Genomic DNA, 12,625 nt, shown 5'->3' with positions numbered 1-12,625 from the left:
AACGAAGCGGCCGATTATGAACAAAACCGATCGATTGTGCTGGAGTTACATACCTTGTCAGCTATATTTTTAATAGCAGTTTACTGCAACACCACCCCCACCAACAGACACAAAAAAGGCACTCCCGAGGGAGTGCCTTGCTGGACAGCCGCCGCACCACACCAGCGGTGCGCAGGCTTGCGGTCGCTTATTCGCCCAGGTAGGCAGCGCGCACCTTGGGGTCATTGAGCAACTGCTGGCCAGGGCCCGACATGGTGATCAGGCCGGACTCCATCACGTAGCCGCGGTCGGCAATCGCCAGCGCGCGGCTGGCGTTCTGCTCCACCAGCACGATGGTCACGCCCAGCGCGTACACGTCGCGCACCACTTCAAAGATCTTGTCCACCATGATGGGGGACAGGCCCATCGAGGGCTCGTCCAGCAGCAGCACCTTGGGCTGGCTCATCAGCGCACGGCCCATGGCCAGCATCTGCTGTTCGCCGCCCGACATGGTGCCGGCCAGCTGGTCCTTGCGCTCGCGCAGGCGCGGGAAGATGGTGAACATCTTCTCGATGTCGGCCAGGATGCCCGCTTTGTCGGAGCGTGTGTAGGCGCCCATCTGCAGGTTTTCGGTGATGGTCATGCGCGCGAACACGCCGCGGCCTTCCGGCACCATGACCAGGCCCTTTTTCACCAGGTCCCAGGCTCCCTTGCCCTTGATGCTTTCGCCCAGGTACTCGATGTCGCCGTCGTTCATGGCCAGGGTGCCAGTGATGGCCTTCATGGTGGTGGTCTTGCCGGCGCCGTTGGAGCCGATCAGCGAGACCAGCTCGCCTTCACGCACTTCGAAGTCCACGCCCTTCACGGCCTGGATACCGCCGTAGGCCACTTTCAGGCCCTTGACCTGCAGCAGTACCTTGTTGGATTTTTCGGCCATTCTCAATGTCCTCCGGTGCCCAGATAGGCCTCAATCACTTTTTCGTTCTTCTGCACTTCGGCAGGGTTGCCTTCGGCGATCTGCTTGCCATAGTCGAGCACCGTCACACGGTCGCACAGGCCCATCACCAGCTTCACGTCGTGCTCGATGAGCAAGATGGTGCGGTTGTCTTTGCGGATGCGGTCGATCAGCTCGCGCAGCAGCACCTTCTCGGTGGCGTTCATGCCGGCGGCGGGCTCGTCCAGCGCAATCAGTTGCGGATCGGTGGCCAGGGCCCGGGCGATCTCCAGGCGGCGCTGGTCGCCATAGCTCAGGGTGCGCGCCTTGTAGTCGGCAAACTTGCCAATGCCCACGTAGTCGAGCAGTTCCTGTGCGCGCTTGGCGATGGCCAGCTCTTCTTCCTTGAAGCCCTTGGTGCGCAGCACAGCGCCCAGCAGGCCAGACTTGGTACGGATGTGGCGGCCCACCATCACGTTTTCCAGTGCCGTCATTTCTGCAAACAGGCGGATGTTCTGGAAGGTGCGCGCAATGCCTGCCTTGGCCACTTCGTGCACGGCCGTCGGCTCGTAAGGCTTGCCAGCCAGTTCAAAGGTACCGCTGTCGGGGGTGTACAGGCCGGTGATCACGTTGAAGAACGTGGTCTTGCCTGCGCCGTTCGGGCCAATCAGGCCATACACCTGGCCTCGCTCAATGGTGATGCCCACGTCGGAGAGGGCTTGCAGGCCGCCGAAGCGCTTGGAAATGCCCGCAACCCGCAGCACCACGTCGCTGGCTGATTTCTGAATGTTCTCTGCCATGTTCTAACTTTCTGCGGTGTTCAGGTCTTCTGCGTGAGGCTCTTGCCATGGTCGGGCGCAGGCCACAGACCACGGGGACGCATCAGCATGATGATGATCATGGCCAGCGCGATCAGCAGCTGGCGCAGGATGGCGGAGTCCAGGCGACCGTCCGTCATGGCCTGCAGAGGGCCTGCCACATAGCGCAGCACTTCGGGCAGGGCCGACAGCAGCACGGCGCCCAGGATCACGCCAGGAATGTGGCCGATACCGCCCAGCACCACCATGGCGACGATCATGACCGACTCCATCAGGCTGAACGACTCGGGCGACACAAAGCCCTGGAACGCACCGAACATCGCACCCGACACGCCGCCGAACGAAGCCCCCATACCGAAGGCCAGCAGCTTCATGTTGCGGGTGTTGATGCCCATCGCCTTGGCAGCGATTTCATCTTCACGGATGGCCATCCAGGCGCGGCCGATGCGCGAGTCCTGCAGGCGGTAGCAGATGATGATGGACACCACCACCAGGGTCAGGAACAGGTAGTAGTACAGCGTGACGGAATTGATGTCGAAACCGAACACCTCCAAGCGTTTGCCCAGGTCCAGGCCGAAGATCTTGACCGAGTCGATCTGACCCAGGCCCTTGGGGCCGTTGGTCAGGTTGACGGGGTGGTCCAGGTTGTTCAGGAAGATGCGGATGATTTCGCCGAAGCCCAGCGTCACGATGGCCAGGTAGTCACCGCGTAGCTTCAGCGTGGGCGCCCCCAGCATGGCGCCAAAGAACGCCGCTAACAAAGCCGCCACCGGTATCACGATCCACAGCGAGGTGTGCAGCCCGTTGGGGAACATAGCGGCAAACGCCGCAAAGTTGTCCGCCAAGTGCGGCGAAGCCATCAAGGCAAACAGGTAGGCGCCCACGGCGTAGAACGCCACGTAGCCCAGGTCCAGCAGGCCGGCGTAGCCCACCACGATGTTCAGGCCCAGGGCCAGCAGCACGTACAGCAGGGCCAGGTCGGCGATACGCACCCAGGCGTTGCCGAAGGATTGCAGGATCAGCGGCAGCACCAGCAGCGCGACGGCGCCGATGATCCAGTTGGTTTTGGTGTTCTTCATGGTGTGAGGCTCCTCAGGCGCGATCGGCCACACGCTCACCCAGCAGGCCCGAGGGGCGCAGCGTCAGGATGATGATGAGCACAATGAACGCAAAGATGTCGGTGTAGTGGCTGCCCAGCAAACCGCCCGTGAGCGTGCCGATGTAGCCGGAGCCGATGGCTTCGATGAGACCCAGCAGGATGCCGCCCACCACCGCACCGGCCAGGTTGCCGATACCGCCGAACACCGCCGCCGTGAAGGCCTTGAGCCCCGGCAGGAAGCCCATGGTGTGCTGCGCCGTGCCGTAGTTGGAGGCATACATGATGCCGGCGATGGCCGCCAAGATGGCGCCGATGATGAAGGTGGCCGAGATCACCATGTCGGGCTTCACGCCCATCAGGGAGGCCACGCGGGGGTTCTCCGCCGTGGCGCGCATGGCGCGGCCCAGGTTGGTGTGGTTGACCAGATAGACCAGCGAAGCCAGGGCCACCGCCGTCACCCCCAGGATCAGGATCTGGGTGGGAGTGATGTAGGCACCACCCAACTGGAACGGCGTGCTGGGCAGCAGCGTGGGATAGGGCTTGTAGTTGGGCTTCCAGATGATCATGGCCAGCGTCTGCAGCAGGATCGACATGCCGATGGCAGTGATCAGGGGGGCAAGACGGGGGCTGGTGCGCAGTGGCTTGTAGGCCACCTTTTCGATCACGAAGTTGAGCGTGGCAGCGACCACGCAGGCGATGAGCGTGGCCAGCAGCAGTATGACCCAACCCGGCGCGCCGGGCATGGCAGCCTGCATCATTCCAATACAGCTCCAGCTGGTGAGGGCGCCGATCATGAGCACCTCGCCATGGGCGAAATTGATGAGTTGAATAATGCCGTACACCATCGTGTAGCCCAAGGCTATCAAGGCGTACATGCTGCCGAGTACCAGACCGTTGATGATCTGTTGCAGCAAAATGTCCATAAGAGAAGTCCTTCGTTTGTGACGTACCCACCGCTTTGGCACCGGAATCGGTACAGCCTTGTGGGCCCGACTGCCATCTAGCAAAAAACCCGCCAGGAATGCAGCTGTGCGGGTTTGTGGACGGGATTGTAGCGAGTAGTCACAACCGCCCCAATCCAAGCCGGGCGGGGTTTTCCCTCGGGTTTTGGTCACATCAGCGCGCCACGCACTGCATAAGGAATTTTGATGCACGCAAGATAATTGATGTGCAAACTTATTACCTTGATCATGCAGAATCGGCATAAAGCAGGCTGCGCAGCACCTTGGGACTGCCGCAGGACATGCGCGGCCACCTCGCCCCACCGATCAGGTCTCGGATCAGGAGGCGGTATCTGAATCCTGTAGGCCTGGCGTGGCTGCTGCGGCATTGCGTTCGCGCAGCTCACGCAGCTTCAGGGCAATCTTGATTTCGAGACCCCGCTCCACGGGCTGGTAGAAGCCGGGCTCTGGCATGCCTTCGGGCAGGTAGCTCTCCCCTGCCGCAAAGCCGCCCTCTTCGTCGTGGGCGTAGCGGTAGCCCTTGCCGTAGTCGAGCTCTTTCATCAACTTGGTGGGCGCATTGCGCAGGTGCATGGGCACCGGGCGTGTGCCATCCTGTTTGACCCAGGCCCGCGCCGCGTTGTAGGCCTTGTAGACCGCGTTGGACTTGGGCGCCACCGCCAGGTACACCACGCATTCGGCCAGCGCCAGCTCGCCCTCAGGGCTGCCCAGGCGCTCGTACACCTCGCTCGCATCCAGTGCCAGGCGCAATGCGCGCGGGTCGGCCAGGCCCACGTCCTCGGCTGCCATGCGCACCAGCCGGCGCGCCATGTAGCGGGGGTCAGCACCGCCGTCGAGCATGCGCACCAGCCAGTACAACGCAGCGTCGGGGTCAGAGCCCCGCACCGATTTGTGCAACGCGCTGATGGTGTCGTAGAACTGCTCGCCGCCCTTGTCGTAGCGGCGCATGCGCTCGCCCAGCACCTTGAGCAGCCAGGCATCGGTGATCTCGGAAAGCTTCTCCTGCGCAGCCGCCATGGCCAGGGTTTCGAGCGTGTTGAGCAGGCGGCGCGCGTCGCCATCGGCATAGGCCACCAGGCGGTCGATTGCTACACCTTCGATAGCAGGCAGCGCATCTTCCTCCTGCGCCAGGGCCACAATCTGCTTCAAATCTTGCTCAGACAGCGGCTGCAGCACGTAGACCGCCGCTCGCGACAGCAGCGCGGAATTCACCTCAAACGAAGGGTTCTCGGTGGTGGCGCCGATGAAGGTGAACAGGCCTGATTCAACGTGTGGCAGGAACGCGTCTTGCTGACTCTTGTTGAAGCGGTGCACCTCGTCCACAAACACGATGGTGCGCTGCTGCATCAACCCATCGCGCGCGGCCTGGGCCTGCTCCACCGCCTCGCGAATGTCCTTGACCCCGCCCAACACGGCGCTGATGCTGATGAACTGCGCATCGAACGCATCAGCCATCAGGCGCGCAATGGTGGTCTTGCCCACTCCAGGGGGGCCCCACAGGATGCAGCTGTGCGGCCGGCCTGACTCGAAGGCCAGGCGCAGCGGCATGCCCGGGCCCAGCACATGCTGCTGCCCGATCACCTCGCCCAGCGTGCGGGGCCGCAGACGTTCTGCCAGGGGCTGGTGGGTGGAGGGGTGTGCCGGAGAAGGGGCGGAGGCACCGCGTGCTGCCATGTTCGTATCCTGTCTACAGTACGCTGATTTTCAAGCCAAATTGGCTTCTAGCGCCCAAAAATCATGCGTTGGCAGCTATTGTTTCAAGAGCAGAAACTACTGCTTCACCACATCAGCCCCTGCCGGAGGCTTGAACTGGAACGTGCTGGCAGGCAGTGCCGCATTGGCCTGCATACCGGTAAAGCGAATCAGCGAGCGCTGGCCAAAGCTGTCCAGAATGTCCAGGGCCGCCAGCTGCTCGCCCGCAAAGCCCACACGCACGCTCTTGAGCTGGCCGTCCTTGGTCCTGGGGCTGGCCAGCACCCATTGCAGGCCATCCGCATCCGGCGAGGCCTCCAGCGTGAACTCGGCCTTCAGCGCCGAGAGGTCCGGCGCGGACGCCAGCAGCGCAGCGGGCGTGCTGCCCAGCGCCTGGGACTGCGAGCGCTGCGTGACCTGATTCAGGTCCACGTCGTACAGCCACAAAGTCTGGCCGTCAGCCACGATGGTCTGCTCAAAAGGTTTTTTGTAGACGAACTTGAAGCGCCCGGGGCGCTGGAACTCAAAGCTGCCGCTCGATGTCTTGGTGCGCGCGGTCTGGCCGTCCTTGGGGGGCGAGGTCACAGTCTGGGTGAAGTCGGCCTTGCCCGTCTGCGTGCCCTTCATGAAGGATTCCAGGCTTTTCAGCCCGTCAGCGCTAGCCATGCTTGCCGCAGCAGCTATCAAAATTGCAGTAGCGATCTTTTTCAACAGAAACTCCTGTGGGGTAGGGTCCGGCCTTGTGGTCCGGCCGATCATTCGCTGCGGTTGGGTACCAGCACTTCACGCTGGCCGCTGGTGGTCAGGCCACTGACGAGTCCAGCCTTCTCCATGTCTTCCAGCAGCCGCGCCGAGCGGTTGTAGCCAATGCGCAGCTTGCGCTGCACGTAAGAGATGCTGGCCTTGCGGTCCTTGAGCACCACTTCGACGGCCTGGTCGTACATGGGGTCCTTCTCGCCCCCTTCGCCACCGCCGCCCTCCCCTGACAGATCCCCTTCGCCATCCACAGTTCCACCTTCGAGCACGCCTTCTATGTAGTCCGGCTCCCCTTGTTCCTTGAGGTAACTGACGACACGGTGTACTTCTTCGTCCGACACGAAGGCGCCATGCACACGGATCGGCAGGCCCGTGCCACTGGCCATGTAGAGCATGTCGCCCATGCCCAACAGCGCCTCGGCACCCATCTGGTCGAGGATGGTGCGGCTGTCGATCTTGGAGCCCACCGAGAACGCGATGCGGGTGGGGATGTTGGCCTTGATAAGGCCGGTGATCACGTCCACGCTGGGGCGCTGGGTGGCCAGGATCAAGTGGATGCCGGCCGCGCGCGCCTTCTGCGCCAGGCGGGCGATCAGTTCTTCGATCTTCTTGCCCACGACCATCATCAGGTCGGCCAGCTCGTCGATGATGACCACGATGTGCGGCAGGCGCTGCAGCGGCTCGGGCTCCTCGGGTGTGAGGCTGAAGGGGTTGTAGATGAACTCTTCCTTGGCCTTGGCCTCGTCGATCTTGGTGTTGTAGCCCGCCAGGTTGCGAACGCCCAGCTTGGACATGAGCTTGTAGCGGCGCTCCATCTCGGCCACGCACCAGTTCAGGCCATGCGCCGCCTGCTTCATGTCGGTGACCACGGGCGCCAGCAGGTGCGGGATGCCTTCGTAGACCGACATTTCCAGCATCTTGGGGTCGATCATCAACAGGCGCACATCGCGCGCCTCGGCCTTGTACAGCAGCGACAGGATCATCGCGTTGATCCCCACCGACTTGCCCGAGCCTGTGGTACCCGCCACCAGCACGTGTGGCATCTTGGCAAGGTCTGCCACCACCGGGTTGCCCACGATGTCCTTGCCCAGGCCCATGGTGAGCATGCTCTTGGCCTCGTGGTAAACCTGTGAGCCTAGGATTTCTGACAGGCGGATGGACTGCCGCTTGGCGTTGGGCAGCTCCAGCGCCATGAAATTCTTGCCGGGGATGGTCTCCACCACGCGGATCGAGACCAGGCTCAGCGAACGCGCCAGGTCCTTGGCCAAGCCCACAATCTGCGAGCCCTTCACGCCCGTGGCGGGCTCGATTTCGTAGCGCGTGATCACCGGGCCGGGCATGGCCGCGACCACACGCACTTCCACGCCAAAGTCCTTGAGCTTTTTCTCGATGAGGCGGCTGGTCATCTCCAGCGTCTCGGGGGCCACGGTTTCCTGGCGCTGCAGGGGTCCGTCAAGCAGGTCCACCAGCGGCAGCTTGCTGTCCGGCATCTCGGTGAACAGGGGCTTCTGGCGCTCTTTCACCACACGGGTGCTCTGTGGCACATCCACCAGAATCGGCTCGATGATTTGCACGGGCTCGGGGTGGTGCACCTCGCTTTCGGTGCGCTCCTCCAATACCACCACTTCGCGCTCGCGTGCTGCCTTGCGGCCCACGGCGACGTCCTTGGCCACCTCGCGTTTTGCCAGGCGCGCCTGTACCAGCGCATCAAGGCGCCCTCCGAGAAACTCCGCCACATGGCCCCACGAGAAGCGGAACACCAGCGCCGCCCCCGCCACCGCCAGCACGATCGCCAACAAGCCGGAGCCCGTAAATCCCAGCCATTTCACGCCAGCTGGCCCCACCAGATACCCCAGCACGCCACCTGCATGCCCAGGCAGGAACGATTCAAACCGGTACAAACGCGACCATTCCAGCGCCGTGCTGGAACACATCAGCACCACCAGTCCACCCCAGAACGTGGCCCGGCGCACCAGAGGGCTGGCGGCGCCTGCCACCACTTCGCCTCCGCGCATCCAGCGCGCCAGCGACGACAGCCAGGCCCGCACGCCAGCCGCCACGCACCACCACACTGAAAACCCCAGCGCAAAGTAGCTGCCATCGGCCAGCCAGGCGCCAAAGCGCCCCGCCCAATTGGCAACGGAGCGCGCGTCGCGGGCACCCGAGGTGGACCAGGCCGCATCCTGCGCCGAATAGCTGACCAGCGCCAGCAGCCAGAAAACCAGGGCCAGCAAGCCCACCACCAGGGCAATTTCGTGGCCAAAACGGGCGGCGCCCGTGCGGGGCGGCGACTTGGCCGCCGCCGATGCATTCAGGGTATTGAGGGAATAGGTCATAAACGTGCGGGGTGAGCTTACCCCATGCGTTGCGCTGGGCGCACCACCCGGCGCAGGGTCCGCCCCCCGGATTTCAGCCCAGCGCGTTCAGCCGGTCCTTGAGCAGGGTAGCCCCGCTGGGCAGCGCCTCGATGAAGCCGCGCTCCTCCAGGTCTTTCATCACGCGGCTGACCATTTCGCGGGAAGCTCCCACCATCTTGGCCAGGTCCTGGCGGGAGATTTTGTCCTTGATCAGCAGCTGCCCCTGCGCATCGGGCACCGCAAAGTCCAGCAAGGCATGGGCCACACGGCCGTACACATCCAGTAACGCGAGTGACTCAATCTTGCGATCAGCGTGGCGCAGCCGCTTGACCAGCCCGCGCATCACCACCAGCGACATGGACGCGTTCTCGGTGAGGCAACGTGCAAACTCCGCACGCCCCAGCATCAGCACGTCGGTCTGCACCTCGGCACGCACCGTGGCCGAGTGGGGTTCGTTGTCGATGATGCTCATCTCGCCCAGGTAGTCGCCCTGGGCGAGGGTGGCCAGAATCACCTCACGCCCCCGGCTGTCCGAGGTCATGACCCGGGCGCGCCCTGTGAGCAGGATGAACAGGGCATTGGACTTTTGCCCCTGCTCCACCAGCGCCTCGCCCCGCTTGAAGCGGCGTTTGATCACTGCGCCGCTGATCACCTCGGCCTGCGCCACCGTCAGCAGCGAAAACAAAGGTACCCGGCGCAGCAGGTCGAGGTTGGACAACATCGTGGACATGCAAACATCTCCTTTCAGGGGTGCGACCCAACCGGAGCCGCAACGGGTTATCAATGGGTTCTTACAATCACCGTGATTGAAAACGGGGCCACTCTCGCGAGCGGACGCCGGTTGATACTCGGCGGCTCAGCCCCCAGCTTTCCCAACAGCGCCCCATGTAGCGGGCGCAAAACACAGGCTTTTACCATGTCCACCACCCAACACGCGAAAGTTCTGATCCTCGGCTCGGGCCCTGCGGGCTACACCGCAGCGGTTTATGCCGCCCGTGCCAACCTGAACCCGGTGCTGATCACCGGCATGGCCCAGGGTGGCCAGCTGATGACCACCACCGAGGTGGACAACTGGCCTGCCGACGTGCACGGCGTGCAGGGACCGGAGCTGATGCAGCGTTTTCTGGAGCACGCAGAGCGCTTCAAGACCCAGATCATCTTCGACCACATCAACAAGGTCGATTTCAGCAAGCGGCCCTTCACACTCACCGGCGACAGCGGTACCTACACCTGCGACGCATTGATTCTGGCCACTGGCGCATCGGCCAAATACCTGGGCCTGCCTTCGGAAGAAGCCTTCATGGGCAAGGGCGTGTCCGGCTGCGCGACCTGTGACGGCTTCTTCTACCGCGAGCAGGATGTCTGCGTGGTCGGTGGCGGCAATACGGCGGTGGAGGAAGCGCTGTACCTGTCGAACATCGCCCGCAAGGTCACCCTGGTGCACCGCCGCGACAAGTTCAAGGCCGAACCCATTCTGGTGGACAAGCTCAACGAGAAAGTGGCAGCGGGCAAGATCGAGCTCAAGCTGTTCCACACTCTGGACGAGGTGCTGGGCGACAACACGGGCGTGACAGGTATCCGCATCAAGAGCACGAAGGACGGCAGCACGGAAGACATCAAGCTGCAAGGTTGCTTCATCGCCATCGGCCACGCGCCCAACACCGAGATCTTCCAGGGCCAGTTGGAGATGGAAAACGGATACATCATCACCCAGGGTGGGCTCAAGGGTTTTGCCACACAGACCAGCGTGCCCGGCGTGTTTGCCGCAGGCGACGTGCAGGACCATGTGTACCGTCAGGCCATCACCAGCGCGGGCACCGGCTGCATGGCTGCGCTGGACGCCCAGCGCTTCCTCGAACAAGAGTCTTGATGAAAAAATGAGCTGCAGGTTATAATCTGCGGCTTTGCTGAATTCGGCCCGTTTTTGCGGCACCTGAAACCAAGCAAATCGGGTTACCGCCACCCTTTCTGGCGAGGTGAGGCCGCAAGCCAACCTGGGCACACAGCCCAGGGCTCAGCGAACGGCCGTTAATCAGTATCGGAGTGTCCTCATGGCACGCGTCTGCGACGTAACGGGCAAGAAGCCCATGACGGGGAACAATGTTTCCCACGCCAACAACAAAACCAAGCGCCGGTTCCTGCCGAACCTGCAATACCGCCGTTTCTGGGTCGAGACCGAAAACCGTTGGGTGCGCCTGCGTGTTTCGAGCGCTGCCCTGCGTTTGATCGACAAGAACGGTATCGACTCGGTGCTCGCAGACCTGCGTGCCCGTGGCCAGGCTTAAGGAGTAGCACCATGGCAAGCAAAGGCGGACGCGACAAGATCAAGCTGGAATCCACTGCGGGTACCGGTCACTTCTACACCACGACCAAGAACAAGAAGACCATGCCCGAGAAGATGCTGATCATGAAATTTGATCCCAAGGCTCGCAAGCATGTGGAATACAAGGAAATGAAGCTGAAGTAATTCAGTCTCTTTCTTGTCATCCCAAAGGCCGCCCGGCATTCAGCCCGGCGGCTTTTTTCATGGCTGCAATCCATGCAGCCCGATGACTACAGCACCGCCTCCCGCCATCGACGACTTGTTCCCCACCAACTGCGAGAGCCAGCAGGCCCACAGCCAACAAAAAACCGCTGAGGGCACAAAGCCCTGCAGCGGTTTATGGGGAGGTGCGCCGGGGTCAGTGGTCCGACCGACAGCGCCACCAAGGCATTACATCAGGCCCGTGCAGCGCGCAGACTGATGGAGAACTCGCGCAGAGTGGCAATACCGCTCTCCTCGGCGCGGCGGCACCAGGCCTGCAAGTCGGCAGTGAGTTGCTCACGGGATTGCGACGTGTTGAGCCACAGCTGACGCAGTTCTTCGCGCATGGTCACCATCTTGTCCAGGGCCGGATGCGCAGCGCGGGCCTGAGCCAGCTGGGGCAAGGCCCCCGCCGGCACCTTCTCGGCATCGCGATGCAGCCAGCGCTTGGCAGCCTTGAGCACCGATACATCGGCCTGACGGGCCTGCAGCGCGGCAATCTCATCCTTGCACGCCTTGCGCACACCGCGCGCATAGCCCGCCATCACTTCATAGCGGTTGGCGATCAAGGCCTCCAGCGTCTTTTCATCAGCCACCGGCTTGACATCGCCCAGTTGCAACTTGGGTGGCACCTTCTTCACGGTAGCCCAGCCGATTTTCTTCATGAGGCTGATGTACACCCAGCCAATGTCAAATTCATACGGCTTGACCGAGAACTTGGCCGACGTGGGGTAGGTGTGGTGGTTGTTGTGCAGCTCTTCGCCGCCAATGATGATGCCCCAGGGCGACAGGTTGGTGCTGGCGTCCTGCGCCTCAAAGTTGCGGTAGCCCCAGTAGTGGCCCACACCATTGACCACCCCTGCTGCCCAGAACGGAATCCAGAGCATCTGCACCGCCCACACCGCGGCGCCCAGGGCGCCGAACAGGGCCAGGTTCAGAATGAGCATGAGGCCCACGCCTTGCCAGCCGTAGCGGGTGTACACATTGCGCTCCATCCAGTCATCGGGGGTGCCGTGGCCGAACTTCGTGATGGTTTCCATGTTCTTGGACTCGGCGCGGTACAGCTCGGCGCCGCGCCACATCACCGTGTCCAGCCCGCGGGTCTGGGGGCTGTGGGGGTCATCCACAGTTTCACACTTGGCGTGGTGCTTGCGGTGGATGGCCACCCATTCCTTGGTCACCATGCCGGTACCAATCCACAGCCAGAAGCGGAAGAAATGCGAGGGGATGGCATGCAGGTCCAGCGCGCGGTGTGCCTGCGCGCGGTGCAGGAAGATCGTGACCGCAGCGATGGTGATGTGGGTCGTGGCAAGGGTGTACAACACGATCTGCCACCAGGACAGGTTCCACAACCCATTTCCCAGCCAGTCAATGGCGGCGTTCAGTACAGCCCAGTCGGGTAACAGCATATTCACAAAAACCTTACTACAGAGAACCCGCTCACCAACGAAACAGGTCACTAATTTTAGATGGCCCGTTTCTGAACGGATCAGGGGAATCCACA

The 12,625-nt window shown here is 62.6% G+C and carries 12 protein-coding genes; 3 read left to right on the top strand and 9 right to left on the bottom strand.

Going from position 1 to position 12,625, the window contains the following annotated elements:
- Positions 1 to 187: 187 nt before the first annotated feature.
- The 8 genes from C8C95_RS16000 to C8C95_RS15965 all read right to left on the bottom strand — a co-directional run bounded on the left by C8C95_RS16000 (position 188) and on the right by C8C95_RS15965 (position 9,327).
- Positions 188 to 916, bottom strand: coding sequence for an ABC transporter ATP-binding protein (locus C8C95_RS16000; protein WP_056061060.1), 729 nt, complete (start codon positions 914 to 916; stop codon positions 188 to 190).
- Between the two features lie 2 nt (positions 917 to 918).
- Entirely contained in the window at positions 919 to 1,713 is a 795-nt protein-coding gene (locus tag C8C95_RS15995; RefSeq protein ID WP_056061058.1) for an ABC transporter ATP-binding protein, read from the bottom strand.
- A 20-nt stretch (positions 1,714 to 1,733) separates the two neighbouring features.
- Positions 1,734 to 2,810 (bottom strand): ABC transporter ATP-binding protein, encoded by a 1,077-nt coding sequence (locus tag C8C95_RS15990; RefSeq protein WP_056061055.1) that lies wholly within the window; start codon positions 2,808 to 2,810, stop codon positions 1,734 to 1,736.
- Between the two features lie 13 nt (positions 2,811 to 2,823).
- Positions 2,824 to 3,753: a branched-chain amino acid ABC transporter permease gene (locus C8C95_RS15985; RefSeq protein ID WP_056061051.1), complete on the bottom strand. Its 930-nt coding sequence runs from the start codon at positions 3,751 to 3,753 to the stop codon at positions 2,824 to 2,826.
- A 357-nt stretch (positions 3,754 to 4,110) separates the two neighbouring features.
- Positions 4,111 to 5,466 carry a replication-associated recombination protein A gene (locus C8C95_RS15980; protein WP_116749215.1) on the bottom strand — a complete coding sequence of 452 codons (1,356 nt, stop codon included), beginning with the start codon at positions 5,464 to 5,466 and terminating at the stop codon, positions 4,111 to 4,113.
- Between the two features lie 96 nt (positions 5,467 to 5,562).
- A complete protein-coding gene (lolA, locus tag C8C95_RS15975) occupies positions 5,563 to 6,195 on the bottom strand; it encodes an outer membrane lipoprotein chaperone LolA (RefSeq protein ID WP_055403072.1) in 633 nt (210 codons plus the stop codon).
- A gap of 44 nt (positions 6,196 to 6,239) precedes the next feature.
- A complete protein-coding gene (locus C8C95_RS15970; RefSeq protein WP_116749214.1) occupies positions 6,240 to 8,576 on the bottom strand; it encodes a DNA translocase FtsK in 2,337 nt (778 codons plus the stop codon).
- A 73-nt stretch (positions 8,577 to 8,649) separates the two neighbouring features.
- Positions 8,650 to 9,327, bottom strand: a complete 678-nt coding sequence (locus C8C95_RS15965; protein WP_056061043.1) for a Crp/Fnr family transcriptional regulator — start codon at positions 9,325 to 9,327, stop codon at positions 8,650 to 8,652.
- Positions 9,328 to 9,513: 186 nt separating this feature from the next.
- Between C8C95_RS15965 and trxB the strand changes: the two genes are divergently transcribed.
- The 3 genes from trxB to rpmG all read left to right on the top strand — a co-directional run bounded on the left by trxB (position 9,514) and on the right by rpmG (position 11,064).
- Positions 9,514 to 10,467 carry a thioredoxin-disulfide reductase gene (gene trxB, locus C8C95_RS15960; RefSeq protein ID WP_056061042.1) on the top strand — a complete coding sequence of 318 codons (954 nt, stop codon included), beginning with the start codon at positions 9,514 to 9,516 and terminating at the stop codon, positions 10,465 to 10,467.
- A 181-nt stretch (positions 10,468 to 10,648) separates the two neighbouring features.
- Positions 10,649 to 10,882, top strand: coding sequence for a 50S ribosomal protein L28 (gene rpmB / locus C8C95_RS15955; protein WP_010463481.1), 234 nt, complete (start codon positions 10,649 to 10,651; stop codon positions 10,880 to 10,882).
- A gap of 11 nt (positions 10,883 to 10,893) precedes the next feature.
- The gene (gene rpmG, locus C8C95_RS15950; protein ID WP_008904999.1) at positions 10,894 to 11,064 is read left to right on the top strand and encodes a 50S ribosomal protein L33; all 171 of its coding nucleotides are present in this window, start codon (positions 10,894 to 10,896) and stop codon (positions 11,062 to 11,064) included.
- Between the two features lie 251 nt (positions 11,065 to 11,315).
- On the opposite strand, the gene C8C95_RS15945 is transcribed toward rpmG, so the two are convergent.
- Positions 11,316 to 12,530: a fatty acid desaturase gene (locus tag C8C95_RS15945; RefSeq protein ID WP_116749213.1), complete on the bottom strand. Its 1,215-nt coding sequence runs from the start codon at positions 12,528 to 12,530 to the stop codon at positions 11,316 to 11,318.
- Between the last annotated feature and the right edge of the window lie 95 nt (positions 12,531 to 12,625).

It is taken from the genome of Acidovorax sp. 99, from assembly GCF_003096455.1.
In the GTDB taxonomy this organism is placed as follows: Bacteria; Pseudomonadota; Gammaproteobacteria; order Burkholderiales; family Burkholderiaceae_C; genus Acidovorax; species Acidovorax delafieldii.
This window is presented reverse-complemented; position numbering and strand designations above follow the sequence as displayed.